We start from the raw sequence: 18787 nt of genomic DNA on the forward strand, positions 1-18787 counted from the left end.
CCTCAGCGTCCCGCGCCGGCGGTGGCCAGCGTGGCCATCGTCTCGTCGATGCGCGGCACGTCGACGACCTGCAGCTGCGACTGCATTTGCTGCAGCGAGGCCGACAGCGCCTGCGTGCGCCGCGCCGACGGATCGAAGTACTTGTTCAGCGCGACCTGCGCCGCCACCACGTCGGCGCGCGCCGCGTCGATCTGGCGCGAGAGCAGCGCCAACCGCGCATTCATCAGCTTGAGCTTGAGGTTCTCGCGCAGGAAGAAGCCCTGCTCGGGCGCGAGCAGCGCCGCCTCGGGCTGGTCGACCCGGCTGACGCGCACCAGCGAGCGCGCTTCGTCGCGCACGCCCGCCAGCAGCTGCTGCCACCACCTGGGAGCGGCCGCCGGCGCCGCCATTTCGGCGCGCGTGGCGCCGCGGGCTGCGGCCGGTCCGACCGTGTTGGCCAGAGGCACTTCGTCGACCTGACGCGCCGCTTCATCCAGCCGCAGCAGGATGCCCGGCACGTCGGCGACCGCCGCCGACTTGATGCGGTCGATGTCCCGCGTGATCGCGCTGCGGATGCGCGCGAGGCGCGGCTCGCCGGCGCGGGCCAGGCGCTGGTCGGCCGTGCGCAGGGCGGCCAGCAGCGGCTCGGCGCTGAGCGTCAGCTGCGCCTGCTGCTGGGCCAGACGGAGCCCCGCCTCGATGTCCACGACCAGGTTCTCGTCGCGCGACCGCGAAAGGCTCTGGATCAGCTCCTCGAGCTGGGTGCGCTGCAGCGCCACTTCGTTCAGGCGCGTCTCGTGCACGGCCTGGCGCGCGGCGATGTCGCGGGCCAGCTCCTGCGCCTGGCGAGCCAGCGCGCGCGCCTCCACCGCGTTGGTCCCGGCATCGGCACTCTGGCGCGCCAGCTGCTCCTGGATGGTGGACAGCTTCTGCCAGAGCAGCGCGCTCGAAATCAGGGCGAGCGCGGACACGCCCAGCAGCACTCCGTACGCGACCCGGCGCAGCCGGGCGCCGCCGCGTTCGTCGGCGGTGACGGGCTGCGTTTCCAGGGCGGGGATGGGCGGTGCGGCGGGGGACTCGCGTTCAGTCTCGGCACTCATCAAGACGATTCTAGGGTGGCGATCACGGCCTCCTCGGCCGGTCGTGACAGGCAAACAACACCGAAACCGGCGTCTCGCGCAGACTGCGCGATGCGTTCGTGGGTGGCGAGCGCTCGGGCCCGTGACCACGAGCAGTGCGGCAGCAATTGCAGCAGGTTGGCGATGGCTTCCGAACTGCTGAACAGCCAGATCGATCCATCTTCAGCGGCGGCCGCTGCGGTGGCCCGCTCCGCGTCGCTCCAGACGGGCGGACGGCGCGTGTAGGCGACGACCGTGTCCACTTCGGCATTCGCGGCCTGCAGTTGCGAGGCGAGCCAGTCGCGGCCGGATGCACGCCCGTCGGCACCGGCGCCGCGGACCAGGAGCACGCGAAAACCAGGCCGCACCTGCGCGGCCACCTGGGTCCACAGCGTTTCGGAATCGAACTGCGCGGCATCCGTCGACGGCGAATCGATGCGGTTGGCCGGAACACCCGCGGCGAGCAGCGCCTGCGCGGTGCCCGGACCGGTGCACCAGGCGCGCGTGCCAGCAGGCCACGGAGCCTGCAGCCGCGCGTCGCGGGAGAAGCCGTGGACCGCGCTGCCGCTGACGAACATGACGGCGTCGTACCCGGTCAGCCCGGCGCCGGCGCGCTGCAGCGACTCCGCGTCGTGCGCCGGTCCGATCTCGATCAGCGGCAGCAGCAGCACGTCGTGGCCCTGCGCGCGCAGCGCCTGCTCCCACCGCGAAGCCTCCTGCCGGGGGCGGGTCAGCACCACCCGCATCGCCGCCTCAATGCGCGCCGCCGGCCCGCAGGCGGGCCGCCGCTTCGGCGCCGAGCGCGGCGGCTTCCTCGAGGCTGCCCACGGTGCCGCTGGCCTTCGCCCGCACGAGTTGGCCGGGCTGGTCCGGATCGCCCCAGGCGGCATCCAATCGCAACACTTCGCCTTCGAGCGTGGCATGCGCCGCGAGCGGCATCGAACAGCTGCCGCCCAGCGCGCGGCTCACGGCGCGCTCGGCCTCGACCGCCATCCAGGTCGTCCGGTGCACCAGTGGCGAGAGCGCCTGCACCACGTCGGGCCTGCCGCTGCGGACCTCGATCCCGAGGGCGCCCTGCCCGGCCGCAGGCAGCATCTGCGCCGGCTCGAACACCCGCCGGATGCGCTGCGCAAGGCCAAGGCGCTTGAGGCCCGCGGCGGCCAGCACGATGGCGTCGTAACCGCCCTCGTCCAGCTTGCGCAGGCGGGTGTCGAGGTTGCCGCGCAGCGGCTCGATGCGCAGGTCGGGCCGGAATGCGCGAAGAAGCACCACGCGCCGCAGGCTGGACGTGCCCACCACCGCCTCTTGCGGCAGCGCTTCGACGCTGTCGAACTTCGGCGAGACGAACGCGTCGCGCGGGTCCTCGCGCTCCATGACGCAGGCCAGCTCGAAGCCCGGCGGCAGGTCCATCGGCACGTCCTTGAGCGAATGCACCGCGAGGTCGGCGCGTCCCTGCTCGAGCGCGGTCTCCAGCTCCTTCACGAACAGGCCCTTGCCGCCGACCTTGCTGAGGCTGCGGTCCAGGATCTGGTCGCCCTTGGTCGTCATGCCCAGCAGCGACACGTCGTGACCGTGCTGCGCGAGCAGCGATTTCACGTGCTCGGCCTGCCAGAGCGCGAGCCGGCTTTCACGGGTGGCGATGGTGAACCGGCTCACGTCGTAACCTGCCTGTCAATCTGCGAAGGGAGCCGATGCTAGCATCCGCGCTGCCCAAAAATTCAGCAGCGCGGAGAAGACCATGGCCCCATCCACGCCGGCCGCCCCGGACACGCCGGCCCGGCGCGCACGCGACAACGAGCGTCCGCTGGTCGAAGACATCCGGCTCCTCGGGCGCATCCTGGGCGACGTGATCCGCGAGCAGGAAGGCGTGGCCGCCTTCGAGCTGGTCGAGCGCATCCGAAAGCTGTCGGTCGCCTTCCGCCGCGATGCGGACCACGAGGCCGACCAGGCGCTCAAGTCCCTGCTCAAGACGCTCAGCGGCGACCAGGCCTTGAGCGTGATCCGCGCCTTCACCTATTTCAGCCACCTGGCCAACCTGGCCGAGGACCGCCACCACATCCGCCGCCGCGCCGTGCACGAACGCGCGGGCGACACGCAGGAAGGCAGCATCGAGGTGGCCCTGGCGCGCCTCCGCTGGGCGGGCATCGCGCCGCGCGCCATCTCGCAGATGCTGGCGACCAGCTACGTGTCGCCCGTGCTCACCGCGCATCCGACCGAGGTGCAGCGCAAGAGCATCCTGGACGCCGAGCGGGAGATCGCGCAGCTGCTGGCCGAGCGGGACGAGATCAAGTCGCGAGCGCTGCCGAAGGACGCGCTCGCACCGCGCGAGCTCGCGGCCAACGAGGCGCAGATCAAGGCCCGCGTGATGCAGCTGTGGCAGACGCGGCTGCTGCGCTTTTCCAAGCTCACGGTCGCAGACGAGATCGAGAACGCCCTCTCCTACTACGAGGCGACTTTCCTTCGCGAGATCCCGCGCCTGTACGCCCACCTGGAACGCGAGCTGGGCTCGCAGCCCGTGGCGAGTTTCCTTCGGATGGGCATGTGGATCGGCGGCGACCGCGACGGCAACCCGAACGTGAGCGCCCAGACGCTGGACCAGGCTCTGCGCCGGCAATGCGAGGTCGCCTTGCGGCACTACCTGACGGAGGTGCACTTCCTCGGCCGCGAGCTGTCGATCTCCGCGATGCTGGTGGACGTCACCCCCGAGATGAGGGACCTCGCGGAAAGATCGCCCGACCACAACGAGCACCGCGAGGACGAGCCGTACCGGCGCGCGCTGGCCGCGATGTACTCGCGGCTGGCCGCCACGCTGAACGAGTTCACGGGGGGCGACGCGGCGCGGCACCTGCTGCCCCCGCAGAACCCCTACCGAACGGCCGAGGAGTTCCACCGGGATCTCTGCACCATCCGCGCTTCGCTGCTGGCCGGCCACTCGGGCGCGCTGGTGACGCATCGGCTGCAGCCGCTGATCCGCGCGGTGGAGGTGTTCGGCTTCCACCTCGCCACCATGGACCTGCGACAGAGTTCGGACCAGCACGAGGCGGTCATCGCGGAGCTGCTTTCGGTCGCACGCATCGAGCGCGACTACGCAAGGCTGCCGGAGCCTGCGAGGCGCGAGCTGCTGATGCGCCTGCTGTGCGACGCGCGGCCCTTGCGCGTGGTGGGTGCGACCTACTCCGAACACGCCCGCGGCGAGATCGCCATCTTCGAGACGGCGCTGCGCATGCGCGCGCAGTACGGCCGCGACGCGATCCGCCACTACATCATCAGCCACACCGAGGCGGTGAGCGACCTGCTGGAAGTGCTGCTGCTGCAGAAGGAAGTGGGACTGCTGCGGGGCACGCTCGACGACGCCGCCATCACCGATCTGATCGTGGTGCCGCTGTTCGAGACCATCGAGGACCTGCGCCAGGCCGCGCCGATCATGCGCGAGTTCTACGCGCTGCCGGGCGTCGCGCGCATGGTGCAGCGCTCGGGCGCCGAGCAGGACGTGATGCTCGGCTACAGCGACAGCAACAAGGACGGCGGCATCTTCACCAGCAACTGGGAGCTGTACCGCGCCGAGATCGCACTGGTGGAACTGTTCGACGGACTGGCGGCCAGCCACCGGATACAGCTGCGCATGTTCCACGGCCGCGGCGGCACGGTGGGCCGCGGCGGCGGGCCGAGCTACCAGGCCATCCTGGCGCAGCCGCCGGGCACCGTTCGCGGCCAGATCCGCCTGACCGAACAGGGCGAGGTGATCGGCTCCAAGTACGCCAATCCGGAGATCGGACGGCGCAACCTGGAGACGCTGGTCGCGGCGACGCTGGAGGCGACGCTGCTGCAGCCGACCAAGCCCGCGCCCAAGGCCTTCCTGGATGCCGCCGAGAAGCTGTCGGCCGCGAGCATGAAGGCGTATCGCGCACTGGTGTACGAGACGCCGGGGTTCACCGACTACTTCTTCGGCGCGACGCCGATCCGCGAGATCGCCGAACTGAACATCGGTTCGCGACCCGCGTCGCGCAAGCCCAGCCAGCGCATCGAGGACCTGCGGGCGATTCCCTGGAGCTTCAGCTGGGGCCAGTGCCGCGCGACGCTCAACGGCTGGTACGGCTTCGGCGCGGCCGTTCAGGCCTTCCTGCACGGCGACCCGGCACTGCCCCGCAAGGAAGCGCTGGCCCTGCTGCAGAAGATGTACCGCCAGTGGCCGTTCTTCCGCGCGCTGCTGTCCAATATGGACATGGTGCTGGCCAAGAGCGACCTGGCGCTGGCTTCGCGCTACTCAGGGCTGGTGGCCGACGCGCGGCTGCGCAAGCGCATCTTCGCGGCCATCGAGGCCGAGTGGCACCGCACCGTGGATGCGCTGGCCCAGGTCACCGGCGAGCGGCAGCGGCTGGCCGGCAACCCTGCGCTGCAGCGGTCGATCCGCCACCGGTTCCCGTACATCGACCCGCTTCACCACCTGCAGGTGGAGCTGGTGCGACGCTACCGCGCCGGCCAGTCCGACGACCGGGTGCAGCGCGGCATCCACATCTCGATCAACGGCATCGCGGCGGGGCTGCGCAATACCGGTTGAGGGCGGTCAGCGCTGCTGCGCGCGGCGCTCGTATTCCTGGCGGTCGGCGATCGGCACCGTGATGCGGCGGCGCAGCCGCAGGTTGAGCATCTCCACCGCCACCGAGAACGCCATCGCGAAGTACACGTAGCCCTTGGGCACGTGGAACTCCAGCCCGTCGGCCACCAGCACCATGCCGACCATGATCAGGAACGACAGCGCCAGCATCTTGATGGTCGGATGCGCCGACACGAAGCGGCCGATCGGCCCGGCGAACAGCATCATCATCCCCACCGACAGCACCACGGCGGCCATCATCACCGCCAGCTCGTCGACCATGCCGACCGCGGTGATGATGGAATCGAGCGAGAAGACGACGTCGACCAGCATGATCTGGATGATGACGGCCCCGAAGGTGGAACGAACCTTCGTCTGCTCGTGGTGCTCCTCGCCCGTGAGCGAGGCGTGGATCTCCCCTGTGCTTTTCCAGATCAGGAACAGGCCGCCCGCGATCAGGATCAGGTCGCGGCCGGAGATCTCGTGATCGAACAGCGGCACCGTGAACAGCGGCGCCGTCAGCCCGATGATCCAGGCCAGCACCATCAGCAGCCCCAGCCGCATGAACATGGCCATGAACAGGCCGATACGCCGTGCCGTCTCGCGGCGCTCCGGCGGCAGCTTGTCCACCAGGATGGAGATGAACACGATGTTGTCGATCCCCAGCACTAGTTCGAGCGCCGTCAGCGTGAGCAGCGCGATCCACGCCTGCGGATCGGTCAGCAGTTCCATCATCCCGTTCTTCCCCGGTTCTTCGGTCAGGTTCCCAGCAGTTCGCCCACGGGCTTGAGGTGGTCCACGCGGTCGCAGACCGCCTTGATCACCATCATGATGGGAATGCCCAGCAGCAGTCCCCACACGCCCCACAGCCAGCCCCAGAACAGCACGCCGATGAACACCGACACGGCGTTCATGCGGCTGGCCTTGCTCGTGAGCCAGGGCACCAGCAGGTAGCCTTCGACCGTGTTGATCAGCAGCGAGCTGCCGGCCACCATCAGGGGCAGCTCGAGCTCGCCGGCCTGCATGAACGCCACCACGCCCGCGGCCAGGGTGACCAGGATCGACCCGACGTACGGCACAAGGTTCAGGATGCCGGCGGCCACGCCCCACACGGCCGCGTGCTTGAGCCCCAGCAATGCGAAGACGGCGCCCGTCGCGACCCCGACACCCACGCTCGCGAGCAGCTGCACCAGCAGGTAGCGCTGCATCTGCACGTTGATCTCGTCCAGCGCCTGCACGGTCAGCTTCTTCTGCGTCAGGCCGGGCCCGGTGATCTTCACCAGCTTGCGGCGGAACATATCGCCCGACAGGAGCAGGAAGTACGTGAGGAAGGTGACCAGCACGACCTGCCCCACCAGGCTGACGAGCCCCACGGTGCCCGACCAGAGGTGCTCGCGGATGTCGAAGCGCGGTTTCTCCACCACCACCCGCTGCACGCCACGCGGCGTCTGCGGGCCCGCCTGGCCGTTGTTGTTTGCGGCTTCCGCCGCCTTTTCCAGTTCGGCCGCGGCCTTCTGCACCGGCTCCAGCGGCGTGGGCTTGCCGCTGGCGCGCTGCTGCACCTTGTCCTTCACGCGCTCGGCCGCCGCGGGGAGCGATTCGATGAGTTCATTGGCGTCGTCGGCCAGTGACCAGATCGCCGCACCGCCGCCGAACAGGATGGCCAGGATCAGCACGCCGGCGCCAAGCGAGCGCGGGATTCGCAAGTGCACCATCGCCTCCACCACCGGCGAGAGCGCGTAGTAGAAGACGAATCCGAGCATCAGGGGGATGAAGAAGGCGCTGCCCCAGCGCAGCACGGCCAGCACCGCGATGGTGGCGAGCACGACAAGCGCGAGGTTGCGGACGTCGGCCGTCCCGTGCAGCACCACGTGCGGAGGGGCCGTGGGATCGATCGCCTCGCGCGGCGGCACCGCCTCGAGGACCGTTTCGACCTGCTGCTCCTGGTTCATGGGGACAATGCCTCGCCGTTCCGAGCCCCCATGCCCTCCCTACCGCGTCAGCGCGTCCCGCACCGCCGTGAGCTGCCGCCGCGACACCGCCAGCAGCTCATCGATGCCGTTGAGCCGCACCGCCCAGCCTTCGCCCTCTTCGGGGTCGTCGTGCTTTTCGAGCGCCCGCACCGCCCGCCTGGCCACCAGCGCGTTGCGATGGATGCGCAGGAACTGCGTTGCGTGGCGCTCCTCGAGATCGCTGAGCGAGGCGTCAAGGATATAGCTTCTGCCTGCCGTGCGGACGGTGATGTACTTCAGTTCGGCCTTGAAATAGAGAACCTCCGACAGCGGAACGCGCTCCGTCCTACCCCGGTCCTGGATCACCAGCGTCTGCTCGCCGTCGCCGGTCGCCGCGCGGCGGGCGGCGAGCAGCCGCTCCACCTTCTGCAAGGCGAGCTGCAGGCGGTCGAGACGCACCGGCTTGGTCAGGTAGTCGACCGCTTCCAGGTCGAACGCGGCGACCGCGTGTTCCGAATGCGCGGTGACGAAGACGATGGCCGGCTCCAGCGACGTGCCGCGAAGCGCCTGCGCGAGGGCCAGCCCATCCGCGCCGGGCATGCGCACGTCCAGCAGCACCGCATCGAAGCTGCCTCGGCGCAGGGCCTCCATGGCCTCCGTCGCGTTGGCCGCCTCGCCCGCCACCACCGCTGCCGGCGAGCGGCAGTCGCCCAGCAAGGTCCGAAGGCGCGATCGCGCCAGCGCTTCGTCGTCGACAACCAGAACCCGCAGCCCCTCAATCATCTGAATACCTCCGCGCTCATCCCGGAACCTCCATCCTGACCTGGTAGATGCCGTCCTTCAGCACCGTGCGGAACTGCGCCTCAAGGTCGTGCAGGAGGCGAAGGCGGTCGCGCACGTTGTCCTGCGCCACGCCGTGCCCCGGCCGGCCCTGGCCCGCCGGCACCGTGTTGGTGACCTTGATGACGACGGTGCCGGCACGGCGCTGCGTGCTGATCTTGACTTCCGCGCCGTTCGCGCTGGGCTCGACACCGTGCTTGACCGCGTTCTCCACCAGCGGCTGCAGGAACAGGGGCGGCACCTTGGCCGACCCGGCGGCCGGATCGATCGACCACTCGACGCGCAGGCGGTCGCCGAAGCGGACCTCCTCGATGGCGAGATAGCGGCGCGCGAGCGCCACCTCCTCCTTGAGCGTGACCGCCTCGCCCTGCTCCGTGAGCGCATGGCGGAACAAATCGCTCAGGTCTTCCAGGATCGTCTCGGCGCGAGCCGGGTCCTCGCGTACCAGCGCGATGGCGCTGTTCAAGGTGTTGAACAGGAAATGCGGCTGGATGCGCGCCTGCAGTTCAGACAGCCGCGCCGCCGTCTGGGCCGGCATGCGGCCCTTGGCGCGCAGCACCAGGGCCACCATCAGCGCGCTGGCCAGGAGCGCCCCCGAGAACGCGCAAGCGACCCAGGGCACCGAGCCCTGGATCGTCACCATCGCGACCTGTCCGCAGCCGAACACGCCGGCGAGAGCCCCCAGCGCGATCCCGAACACGTGCTGCCCCCAGGCGGGCAGGCGGGCCAGCAGCCGCTTGAGGCTGCACGCGACCACCAGCCAGGCCAGCGTGGCGGGCAGCGCGGCGCCGCTCAGGATGCCCACGCGCACCAGCCATTCGCGGGTGTCGGCCGCGCCGAACATCGCGCCCACCCCCACCACGGACTCGACGAACAGCACGGCGCGCAGCACCACGCCGACCTGGCAGGCGTCGAACAGCAGCACCTGGCGGCGCGCGGCCGCGACCCGCCGCGGGTCCGGCAGGTCCGAGAAGGCCGATAAAATTTGCGAGTCTTTCATCGTGAGGCGGGCTGGAGCCCAAATTATTGGTGAATTGCCGAGCCAGAAGCTGCTTCCGTGCTCGCCCACCACCCGCGCGGCCCCCGTATGTCTCAACTCGATCACAAATCCCAGGCCTGGTCGGCTCTTTTTTCCGAACCCATGAGCGACCTGGTCAAGCGTTACACGGCCAGCGTGGGCTTCGACCAGCGCCTGTGGCGCGCCGACATCCAGGGGTCGCTGGCCCACGCCGGCATGCTGGCGGCGCAGGGAATCATCCCGGCCCAGGACGTGGCGGACATTCGTCGCGGCATGGCGCAGATCCAGCAGGAGATCGAGTCCGGCGGCTTCGAATGGAAGCTGGACCTGGAGGACGTGCACCTGAACATCGAGGCGCGGCTCACGCAGCTCGTGGGCGACGCCGGCAAGCGGTTGCACACCGGCCGCAGCCGCAACGACCAGGTGGCTACGGACGTGCGCCTTTGGCTGCGCGACGAGATCGACCTGATCGCCGGGCTGCTGGCGGAACTGCAGAAGGCGCTGCTCGCCCTGGCGGAGAACAACGCGGAGGTGATCCTTCCCGGCCTCACGCACCTGCAGGTCGCACAGCCCGTGAGCTTCGGTCACCACATGCTGGCGTACGTGGAGATGTTCGCGCGCGACGCCGAGCGCATGGCGGACGCGCGCAAGCGGGTCAACCGCCTGCCGCTGGGCGCCGCGGCGCTGGCGGGCACCAGCTACCCGCTGGACCGGCAGGCCGTCGCGAAGGCGCTGGGAATGGATGGCGTGTGCGAGAACTCGCTGGACGCGGTGAGCGACCGGGACTTCGCCATCGAATTCACCGCCGCCGCCACGCTGGCGATGGTGCACGTCAGCCGGCTGTCCGAGGAACTGGTGCTCTGGATGTCGCAGAACTTCGGCTTCATCCGCATCGCCGACCGCTTCACCACCGGCTCGTCGATCATGCCGCAGAAGAAGAACCCGGACGTGCCGGAGCTGGCGCGGGGCAAGACCGGCCGCGTGGCGGGACACCTGGTTGCCCTGATCACGCTGATGAAAGGGCAGCCCCTGGCCTACAACAAGGACAACCAGGAAGACAAGGAGCCGCTGTTCGACACGGTGGACACGCTCAAGGACACGCTGCGCATCTTCGTGGAGATGATGGGCGGCATCACGGTCAACACGGAAGCCATGGAGCAGGCGGCGCGCAAGGGCTTCGCCACGGCCACCGACCTCGCGGACTACCTGGTCAAGAAGGGCCTGCCCTTCCGCGATGCGCACGAGACGGTGGCGCGCGCGGTCAAGGCGGCGCAGCAGCAGGGCTGTGACCTGTCGGAGCTGCCGCTCGCGGCGCTGCAGCAGTTCCACGCCTCCATCGGGCCCGACGTGTTCGATGTGCTGTCGCTGCGCGGCTCGCTCGATGCGCGCAAGGTCCAAGGCGGCACCGCGCCGGCGCAGGTGCGTGCGCAGATCGCCCGGCACCGGCAGCGACTGGGCTGACCGGGCCTCCGAAGCAACAAGAGCCCGCACTCGCGGGCTTTTTTTTCGGCCGCCGGAGGCGGGCTACGCCGCAGGCAGTCACCCGGATGCGTCCCGCCGGATGACAAAAATTCTGGACGCATCAAAGAACTTTCAAACTACTTCCCTGCGGTCGCATTAAAACTTTCGTCACTCGCACTTCGAGGAGATGAGGATGGAAGTAACAGATGCCGGACTGGTCATGACTGGCGCCAGTCCAGAGGCCGTGTCGTTTTACGAGGCGGCCGGCCACCAGTTCAGGTGCTACATCGGCGACCCCGTCGCCAGCATCGACAAGGCGCTGGAGCTCAGCCCCGGCATGCCGATGGGCCACGCGCTCAAGGGCTGGCTGCACCTGCTGGGCACCGAGCCTTCGGGGATCCCCGTGGCCCGGGAATGCCTCCGGTCAGCCCGCAAGCTGAAGGCGACCGAGCGGGAGCGCCGTCACCTGAGGGCCATCGAACTGGTGACGCAAGGCCAGTGGAGGGCCGCCGGCCGGGTTCTCGAAGAACTGACCGCCGAACACCCGACCGATGGCCTGGCGCTGCAGGCCGGTCACCTGATCGATTTCTACGTGGGTGACTCGCGCATGTTGCGCGACCGGGTGGCCCGGGCGCTCCCCGCCTGGTCCGCAGGCCGATCGGGCTACCACGCCGTGCTCGGCATGTATGCGTTCGGCCTCGAGGAAACGGGCGACTACGGGCAGGCGGAGCGGTATGGCCGCCAGGCCGTGGAACTGCAGCCGCGGGACGCGTGGGCCTGGCATTCCGTGGCCCACGTCATGGAGATGCAGGTCAGGACCGAGGAGGGCATCGGGTGGCTGCGCGGCGGCATCGAGGCGTGGTCGAAGGAGAACATGTTCTCGGTGCACAACTGGTGGCACCTCGCCCTGTACCACCTAGAACAGGGCGACACGGAAGAGGCGCTGCGCCTGTTCGACGGGCCGATCTTCGGTTCCCGGTCGCAAGTGATCCTGGATCTCGTGGACGCGTCGGCCCTCCTGTGGCGGCTGCGGCTGCTCGGGGTGGACGTCGGCAACAGATGGGATCTCGTCGCGGACAAGTGGCTGGCGGCGGGTCCCGTCGCCGACTACGCCTTCAATGCATGGCACGCGATGATGGCCTTCGTCGGCGCCGGCCGGGAGCGCGCCCAGCGCGAGACGCTGAACTCGCTCAAGGCCGCCAGCCTGAACGGCGGCGACGCGGCGCTCTTCGCGAAGGAGTGCGGTCTCGATGCCGCACATGCCGTCCTCGCATTCGGCTCCGGCCGCTTTTCGGACACGGTGGACCTGCTGCGTCCCTTGCGCCACTACGCGCACCGGTTCGGCGGCAGCCATGCCCAGCGCGACCTGATCGACCTGACCCTGATCGAAGCCGCGATCCGGTCGGGACAGGACTCCATCGCTTCCGCGCTCGTCGCCGAACGGGCCTCAAGGCGGCCGCACAGCCCCGCCGTGAGAAGGCTTTCCACCCGCGTGGCCCCGGTCCGCGCAAACCCCTGAGGGCACTGCCATGTTGACGCAATCCAGACCTTTCGATGCCGAGCTCCCCCGCTTCGACCCACCTGGAGTGAAGGAAGCCGGACCCCGCCGCATCCTGCTGGTGGACGACCACGCCCTCGTGCGCATGTCGGTCGTGAACGTTTGCGCTTCCGCCTTCAAGGACGTCGAAGTGCTGGAGGCCACGTCGCTCGCCGCGGCGCTGGCGCTCTACGAGCGATTCGAAGGGTCGATCCAGCTCGTGCTGCTGGACCTGAACCTGCCCGACAGCAAGGGCTTCGCTTCCCTGCTGACGCTCAAGCGCCGGTTTCCGCGCAGCCGCATCCTGGTGCTCTCGGGTGCCTTCGACGATGCGGTCGCGGCGGAAGCCTGCGTGCTCGGCGCGGAGAAGTTCCTGCACAAGGGCGCCGACCGGGCCCTGCTCGCCGCCACCCTGTCGGACCTTCTGGAGCCGATGTTCCAGGCGCGCAGGGACGCCGCAGCGGCGAGCGCGTCCACGCGCCGCTCGCCATCGGCGGCGAACACGCTCTCGCCGCGCGAGATCGAGATCCTCGACCTCGTGCTGCAGGGCAAGACGAACCAGGAGATCGTGGTTGCCACCGGGTTGAAGCTCGGGACGGTGAAGAACTACATCTCCGGCCTGTTCGTCGTCTTCGGCGTCCCCTCACGGTCCAAGCTGGTGAGCCTGTTCGTCTGAGCGCAGCAGCAGGCCGCCGCTGCGCCGCGTCGGCCGCTGCACCGCCACTTCCAGCAACCCCGCCGATCCGGCCACGGTGAACCACCGTCTTGCCCGCGTGATGCCCGTGTAGACCAGCTCGCGCGTGAGCACGCGCGAATCCCGCTCCGGCAGGAGCAGCGCCACATGCTCGAACTCCGATCCCTGCGACTTGTGGACGGTCATCGCGAAGACCGTCTCCACCGACTGCAGCCGGCTGGGCAGAACCCAGCGCACGCGCCCTTCGCCCGAGGGGAACGCCACGCGCAACACTCCCCGCTCGTCCGGCCCCGGTAGTTCCAGCGTCACGCCCACGTCGCCGTTCATGAGGCCAAGTGAATAGTCGTTGGCCGTGACCATCACCGGCCGCCCGCAATACCAGCCCTGCGAAGCCGGCAGCAGTCCTTCGCGATGGAGCAGCTGCGCGACGCGCTCGTTCATCCGCTCGACGCCATGGGGGCCGCGCCGCACCGCGCACAGCAGCTGGAAGCGCGAGTAGGCGGCCAGCACGTTCGCCGCCCAGGCCTCGAACGCCTCGGGACCCGCCTCCGCGGCAGGCCGCTGCGCTTGCACGACCTCCAGGTAATGCCGCAATCCCACCCGCCCGTCCGGTTCGCCGCCATCGAGCACCAGCGGCCGCAGCGCCGCGTCGGTCGCCAACTCGCGCCAGGCGACGCCTTCGCGGCCCTGCTCGCGCAGCCGCCGCACCTGGGCCACGTCGCCGGCGTTCACCGCATCGGCCAGCTGCCCGATGCCGCTCTTCGAGTCGAAGCGATGGCTTCGCCGCAGCATCACCACCGCTTGGTCGAGCGGCTCGCCGTTCTTGTCGACCAGCGCAGGCGGCACGACTTCCCCGGTGGCGTCCAGAACCCAGCGCGCCGTCTCCGGCAGGAAGTGCCCGCCATCGGCGCGCCGGCACAGCTCGCCCAGCAGGCCGCCGGCTTCGACGGAAGCGAGCTGGTCCTTGTCGCCGAGCAGGATCAGCCGCGCGCGCGGCGGCAGCGCGGCGACCAACGCCGCCATCGCCTCGAGTCCGACCATGGACGCCTCGTCCAGCACCAGCACGTCCAGCGGCAGCGGGTTGTGCTCGTCGTGCCGGAAGCCGCGCCGCATCGGCGAGCTGCCGAGCAGACGGTGCACGGTCTCGACCTGCGACGGAATCGCGGCTCGCATGAGTTCAGGCGAGCCGAGCTGCGCCAGCGGCAGCGCATCCACGGCACGCGAGATGGAATCGTTCAGCCGCGCAGCCGCCTTGCCCGTGGGCGCGGCCAGCCGGATGCGCAGGCGCCGCGCACCGCCATCGGCGCCCCGGGCTGCGATGTGCTGCAGCAGCGCTAACAGCTTGACCACGGTGGTGGTCTTGCCCGTGCCGGGCCCGCCGGTGACCACCGCGAAGCGCGAGCGCGTCGCCAATGCGCAGGCCACCTTCTGCCAGTCGGGGCCCTCGCCGCTGCCGGGGAACAGAAGATCGAGCGCTCCGCGCAGCCGCGGCGGCGACGCAGCGCCGTCGTCGGACACGAGCCGCGCCTGCAACGCCTTCCGCACGGACTGCTCGTGCTGCCAGTAACGCCGCAGGTACAGCCGCGTGCCGGCCAGCACCAGCGGCGTGGCGCCCTCGCCGGCGGCGACCAGGTGCTGCTGCGTCAGAACCGCGCGCCACTCGCGCAACGAGGTGGAACCAACTTCGCGCAGCAGCCCTTGCGCTGGCTCGAGCGTGTCCACCTCGTCGTCGGGCGGCAGCGCCAGGGTCTCGCCCGCATCCGAGGCCAATGCCGCCAGATCGAGGCAGACGTGGCCGCGGCCGAGCTGGTGGCTGGCCAGAGCCGCCGCGAGCAGGAGCCGCCCGGGCGCGTCCGGAGCTTCAGCGGCGATGAACGCGGCGAACGCGTAATCGACTTCGCGTAGCCAGCCTGCATCCACCCAGGCGCGCAGCGCTTCGAGCACGTCGCTCATGCGGCCTCCGCAGCGTGCCCGGCGAACAGCCGGTCCATGGCTTCGATCAGCTCGCGCGGCGGCCGCTCCATGTGCAGCCCCTGCCCTGCCCCCGCATGGCCGCGAAGGAACAGGTACACCGCGCCGCCCACGTGGCGGTCGTAGTCGTAGTCCGGCAGCCTCGAGCGCAGCAGCCGGTGCAGCGCGAACAGGTACAGCGCGTACTGCAGCTCGTAGCGCTTGCCGAGCACCTCGTCCCGCATCGCACGAGGCGTGTACGCGGCGTCATTCGGCCCGAGCCAGTTCGACTTGTAGTCGGCGACGTAGTAGCGCCCCTCGTGTTCGAACACCAGGTCGATGAAGCCTTTGAGCATTCCGTTGAGCTGTTGCGGCGCGACCGGAGGCCGCGCCAGCCCACCGAGCGTGTGCCGGGTCACCAGCGCATCGAGGGCCGCGACGTTCACGCCGGACGCGCCGATCCAGAACTCCATCTCGACCTGGTAGGCGCGAAGCGCTGCCGGGGCGACCGGCATGCTGCCGGGCGCCAGCGGAAAAAGGTCCAGCGGCGTGCGCAACCACGCGGCCAGCCAATCGCGCAGCGTGGCCTCGTGCACGGACCAGGGCGCCGGGCGGCAGCGGCGCGCAAGCTGCGCCTGCAATCCCTGGGGCGCCGCCGCCACGGACTCGAAGCGCTCGCGCCCGGCCCACTCGAGCAGCCCATGCAGGAACGTTCCGGCCGCCGCGCCGCGCGGGAACGCATGCAGGCTTCCGGCGTCTGCACCACCTGCATTCGCAGCCGGCGCAGCCTCCTCGCCCTCTTCTTCCAGGTAGTTCGCCTCTTCCGGCGTCTGCGGAGCCGCCGTGTTGGCGGACCCGGCCAGCAGCCGTGAATAACTGGAGATCCACCAGCGCTCACGCTGCGCCTTCGCATGCAGCTCTTCGCCGGGCACGAGCGGCGGCCGGGTGGCAGCGGCATAGCTTTCATCCGATTCGAGCTGCGGAGTGGCAACAGCGACGGCATCGCAGCCGGCGAACGCGTTCTCCAGCAGCGGGCGCAACTGTCCCGGCGCCACTTCGCGGCCCTCGCCGAGCAGCCATCCGATGGCGGTGTTCGCCCAGGCCTCGGCGGGCGCCAGCCCGATCCAGGTGGCATGCCGCGCCCGCGTCATCGCGACGTACAGCTTGCGCAGGTCCTCGCCCAGACGTTCCAGATCGGCGCGCTGCACGGCCTGTGCATCGGGCGCGAGTTCGAGCCGCACGGCGCCGTACTCGTCGTGCCAGCGCAGCGGCGGCGAGTTCCCCTCCTCGCGCCGGCACGCGACGGCGAACGGCAGGAACACCAGCGGGTACTCAAGCCCCTTGGACTTGTGCACCGTCACCACCTTGAGCAGGTCGGCGTCGCTTTCCAGTCGCAGCTGGCGCTCCTCGGCCGTGACGAGGTCGTCCTCCCGCTGCTCGGCGAGCCAGCGCACCAGCGCATGCTCGCCCTGCAGCAGCGTGCTCGCGTGCTGCAGCAGTTCCGACAGGTGCAGCACGTCGGTGAGCTGGCGCTCGTCGTCCTGCGCCAGCAATCGTGCGGGCACGCCGAAGTCGTGCAGCAGGCGGCGCAGCATCGGCAGCACGCCCTGGCGCCGCCACTGGCGCCGGTACTCGTGGAACTGCTGGAGCCGTTCCTCCCAGTGCAGCTCGTCCTGGTTCAGGCGCTCCAGCGCGGCCCAGTCCAGCGCCAGCAGCCGCGTGCCCAGCGCGGCGCGCAGCCGGCGCGGATCGTCGGGCTCCGCGCAGGCCTGCAGCAGACGCTGCAGCTCGCCGGCCGAGGCCGTGCGGAACACCGTGTCGCTCTCCGACAGGTAGACGCTGCGCACGCCGCGTGAGCGAAGTGCATGCCGCACGCAGGCCGCTTCGATGCGATTGTTCACCAGCACCGCGATGTCGCGAGGACGCAGCGGCTGCGGCGCACCATGCTGATCCACGAAACCTGCCTGGCCGCCCTGCTTCGCGAGGTTCAGCAGCCGCACGATCTCGCCCGCGCAGGCGCCGGCCATCGCTTCGCGGTACTCGCTGGCCTTCGGTGCGCGGCCCCCAGGATCGTGGCACCACGCAGTGAGCGCCGGGGCGTCCGCACCCTGGACCTGCCAGCGCTCCTTGCGTCCGCGGGCGCCGACCGGAAGGAACGGCAGCGGATCCTGCGACGCATCCCGGAACAGGAAGGCGCCCGGCCCGGCGCGCCGCTCGGCAAGTCCAAAGAGGTGGTTCACCGCATCGACCATCTCCTGCGACGAGCGATGGTTGGTGCCCAGCGTGAACAGCCGTCCCGCCATGTCGCGCCGCGCGGCCAGGTAGGTGTAGATGTCGGCGCCGCGGAAGGCGTAGATCGCCTGCTTGGGGTCGCCGATCAGCACCATCGACGCATCGGGCGTGTCGCCGTAGATGCGCCGGAAGATGCCGTACTGCACCGGGTCCGTGTCCTGGAACTCGTCCACCAGTGCGACCGGGAACTGCCGGCGGATCAGCGCCGCGAGCCGCTCGCCGTTGGCCGGGTCGTGCAGCGCACGATGCAGCTGCGTGAGCAGGTCGTCGAAGCCCATCTCGGCGCGCCGCCGCTGCTCCTTCGCGAGCCGGCCCGCGACCCACCTGGCCGCGTGGGTCAGCACGCGATCCCGGCCATCGGGCAGCGAGCGCAGTTCGGCCGGGAGTGCTTCGATGGCCGCGAGGCCGGGGTGGTCGAAAGGCGTGCCGCTTTTCCACGCGTCGGCCAGGCCACGGGGTGTCAGCCGCCCCCAGACTTTCTTGTCTTCGGCGACCGGCCACAAATCTTCGTTTCGCGCCCAGGCCGCGAACCTGTCGAGCCACTCATTGAAATACCGCGGCTGGAGCTTCTTGCCGTCCACCTGCCTGGCCGCGCAAGCCCGCTCGAGGAGCCCGCGCAGTTCATCAGCCCACTGCGCCCACGGCGCCTTCAACTCGCCGAGCCGCCGGGTCGACGCTTCGCGTGCCTCCAGCAAGGCCCGCGCGGGCTCCGGAGCTTCTGCCAACTGGCCCACGTGCGGCAGCAGCTTCATCAGCCGCTCGCGCAGGACGTCCGGCCCGCCCCACCACTCGCGCACCCGCTGCGCATCCTCCAGCGGCAGCGGATAGAAGAACGTGCGCCAGTAGTCGCGCACCGCCTCGTCGAGCAGCTCGCGCTGGTCGGCCTGCAAGGTCTGCGTGAACAGGCTTCCGCTGTCGAACGCGTGCTCGCGCAGCATCCGGTAGCACCAGCCGTGGATCGTGGACACCGCGGCCTCGTCCATCCACTCGGCCGCCAGCTGCAGGCGGCGCGCGCACGCGGGCCATTCCTGCGGCGGGTAGGCGGCGCGCAGGTCGTGCAGCAGGTCCTGGCCGGGCTCGCGCGGCTCGACCTGGGCCGCGTCGCGGCGAAACGCTTGCGCAGCGTCGGCGAGCCGCGCGCGGATGCGATCGCGCAGCTCCTGCGTGGCCGCCTCGGTGAAGGTGACGACCAGGATCTCCGGCGGCGTCAGCGGGCCGGCCGCGGCTTCGCCGCCATGGCCCAGCACCAGCCGCAGGTAGAGCGCGGCGATCGTGAACGTCTTGCCGGTGCCGGCGCTGGCCTCGATCAGCGCGTTGCGGCCGAACGGCAGCGTGAGCGGATCCAAAGGGCG

General features: G+C 70.1%; 13 protein-coding genes. 4 read left to right on the top strand and 9 right to left on the bottom strand.

Translation table 11 applies throughout. The annotated features are described in order from the left end of the window. Window positions 1-2: 2 nt before the first annotated feature. From EZ313_RS14515 to hemC, 3 genes are read right to left on the bottom strand one after another with little or no spacing between them, the layout of a single operon-like run. Complete coding sequence (locus tag EZ313_RS14515; RefSeq protein WP_135263999.1) at window positions 3-1079, bottom strand: uroporphyrinogen-III C-methyltransferase; 1077 nt, start codon at window positions 1077-1079, stop codon at window positions 3-5. Next, window positions 1079-1843 carry a uroporphyrinogen-III synthase gene (locus EZ313_RS14520; protein ID WP_135264000.1) on the bottom strand — a complete coding sequence of 255 codons (765 nt, stop codon included), beginning with the start codon at window positions 1841-1843 and terminating at the stop codon, window positions 1079-1081. The genes EZ313_RS14515 and EZ313_RS14520 overlap by 1 nt, the downstream gene beginning before the upstream one ends. Window positions 1844-1850: 7 nt before the next feature. Beyond that, window positions 1851-2753, bottom strand: a complete 903-nt coding sequence (hemC, locus tag EZ313_RS14525) for a hydroxymethylbilane synthase (protein ID WP_135264001.1) — start codon at window positions 2751-2753, stop codon at window positions 1851-1853. 82 nt (window positions 2754-2835) lie between these two features. Here hemC and ppc point away from each other — a divergent pair, with 82 nt between their 5' ends. Next, window positions 2836-5655 carry a phosphoenolpyruvate carboxylase gene (gene ppc, locus EZ313_RS14530; protein ID WP_135264002.1) on the top strand — a complete coding sequence of 940 codons (2820 nt, stop codon included), beginning with the start codon at window positions 2836-2838 and terminating at the stop codon, window positions 5653-5655. A gap of 6 nt (window positions 5656-5661) precedes the next feature. Here ppc and EZ313_RS14535 read toward each other — a convergent pair whose 3' ends face one another. From EZ313_RS14535 to EZ313_RS14550, 4 genes are read right to left on the bottom strand one after another with little or no spacing between them, the layout of a single operon-like run. Beyond that, window positions 5662-6426: a TerC family protein gene (locus tag EZ313_RS14535; RefSeq protein ID WP_135264003.1), complete on the bottom strand. Its 765-nt coding sequence runs from the start codon at window positions 6424-6426 to the stop codon at window positions 5662-5664. A 23-nt stretch (window positions 6427-6449) separates the two neighbouring features. Beyond that, entirely contained in the window at window positions 6450-7643 is a 1194-nt protein-coding gene (locus EZ313_RS14540; protein WP_135264004.1) for an AI-2E family transporter, read from the bottom strand. Between the two features lie 39 nt (window positions 7644-7682). Beyond that, on the bottom strand, window positions 7683-8426 hold the full coding sequence (locus EZ313_RS14545; RefSeq protein WP_135264005.1) for a LytR/AlgR family response regulator transcription factor: 744 nt from the start codon (window positions 8424-8426) through the stop codon (window positions 7683-7685). Window positions 8427-8442: 16 nt separating this feature from the next. Further along, complete coding sequence (locus tag EZ313_RS14550; protein WP_135264006.1) at window positions 8443-9483, bottom strand: sensor histidine kinase; 1041 nt, start codon at window positions 9481-9483, stop codon at window positions 8443-8445. A gap of 87 nt (window positions 9484-9570) precedes the next feature. Between EZ313_RS14550 and argH the strand changes: the two genes are divergently transcribed. The 3 genes from argH to EZ313_RS14565 all read left to right on the top strand — a co-directional run bounded on the left by argH (window position 9571) and on the right by EZ313_RS14565 (window position 13175). After that, window positions 9571-10962, top strand: coding sequence for an argininosuccinate lyase (gene argH, locus EZ313_RS14555; protein WP_135264007.1), 1392 nt, complete (start codon window positions 9571-9573; stop codon window positions 10960-10962). Between the two features lie 193 nt (window positions 10963-11155). Further along, window positions 11156-12481 carry a tetratricopeptide repeat protein gene (locus EZ313_RS14560; protein WP_135264008.1) on the top strand — a complete coding sequence of 442 codons (1326 nt, stop codon included), beginning with the start codon at window positions 11156-11158 and terminating at the stop codon, window positions 12479-12481. A 10-nt stretch (window positions 12482-12491) separates the two neighbouring features. After that, the gene (locus EZ313_RS14565) at window positions 12492-13175 is read left to right on the top strand and encodes a response regulator transcription factor (protein ID WP_135264009.1); all 684 of its coding nucleotides are present in this window, start codon (window positions 12492-12494) and stop codon (window positions 13173-13175) included. On the opposite strand, the gene recD is transcribed toward EZ313_RS14565, so the two are convergent. Together recD and recB are read right to left on the bottom strand one after the other, a co-directional pair. Further along, entirely contained in the window at window positions 13143-15146 is a 2004-nt protein-coding gene (recD, locus tag EZ313_RS14570; protein WP_135264010.1) for an exodeoxyribonuclease V subunit alpha, read from the bottom strand. The genes EZ313_RS14565 and recD overlap by 33 nt on opposite strands. Further along, on the bottom strand, window positions 15143-18781 hold the full coding sequence (gene recB, locus EZ313_RS14575) for an exodeoxyribonuclease V subunit beta (protein WP_240788655.1): 3639 nt from the start codon (window positions 18779-18781) through the stop codon (window positions 15143-15145). Before recB ends, recD begins: the two co-directional genes overlap by 4 nt. Window positions 18782-18787 lie beyond the last annotated feature (6 nt).

Origin of the sequence: Ramlibacter henchirensis (assembly GCF_004682015.1) — a bacterium.
Taxonomy (GTDB): Bacteria; Pseudomonadota; Gammaproteobacteria; order Burkholderiales; family Burkholderiaceae_C; genus Ramlibacter; species Ramlibacter henchirensis.

What these genes read in the sequence shown, in the direction of transcription:
- EZ313_RS14515 (WP_135263999.1), bottom strand. Translation starts at nt 1,079, where the DNA reads ATGAGTGCCGAGACTGAACGCGAGTCCCCCGCCGCACCGCCCATCCCC.
- EZ313_RS14520 (WP_135264000.1), bottom strand. Translation starts at nt 1,843, where the DNA reads ATGCGGGTGGTGCTGACCCGCCCCCGGCAGGAGGCTTCGCGGTGGGAG.
- ppc (WP_135264002.1), top strand. Translation starts at nt 2,836, where the DNA reads ATGGCCCCATCCACGCCGGCCGCCCCGGACACGCCGGCCCGGCGCGCA.
- EZ313_RS14535 (WP_135264003.1), bottom strand. Translation starts at nt 6,426, where the DNA reads ATGATGGAACTGCTGACCGATCCGCAGGCGTGGATCGCGCTGCTCACG.
- EZ313_RS14540 (WP_135264004.1), bottom strand. Translation starts at nt 7,643, where the DNA reads ATGAACCAGGAGCAGCAGGTCGAAACGGTCCTCGAGGCGGTGCCGCCG.
- EZ313_RS14545 (WP_135264005.1), bottom strand. Translation starts at nt 8,426, where the DNA reads ATGATTGAGGGGCTGCGGGTTCTGGTTGTCGACGACGAAGCGCTGGCG.
- EZ313_RS14550 (WP_135264006.1), bottom strand. Translation starts at nt 9,483, where the DNA reads ATGAAAGACTCGCAAATTTTATCGGCCTTCTCGGACCTGCCGGACCCG.
- argH (WP_135264007.1), top strand. Translation starts at nt 9,571, where the DNA reads ATGTCTCAACTCGATCACAAATCCCAGGCCTGGTCGGCTCTTTTTTCC.
- EZ313_RS14560 (WP_135264008.1), top strand. Translation starts at nt 11,156, where the DNA reads ATGGAAGTAACAGATGCCGGACTGGTCATGACTGGCGCCAGTCCAGAG.
- EZ313_RS14565 (WP_135264009.1), top strand. Translation starts at nt 12,492, where the DNA reads ATGTTGACGCAATCCAGACCTTTCGATGCCGAGCTCCCCCGCTTCGAC.
- recD (WP_135264010.1), bottom strand. Translation starts at nt 15,146, where the DNA reads ATGAGCGACGTGCTCGAAGCGCTGCGCGCCTGGGTGGATGCAGGCTGG.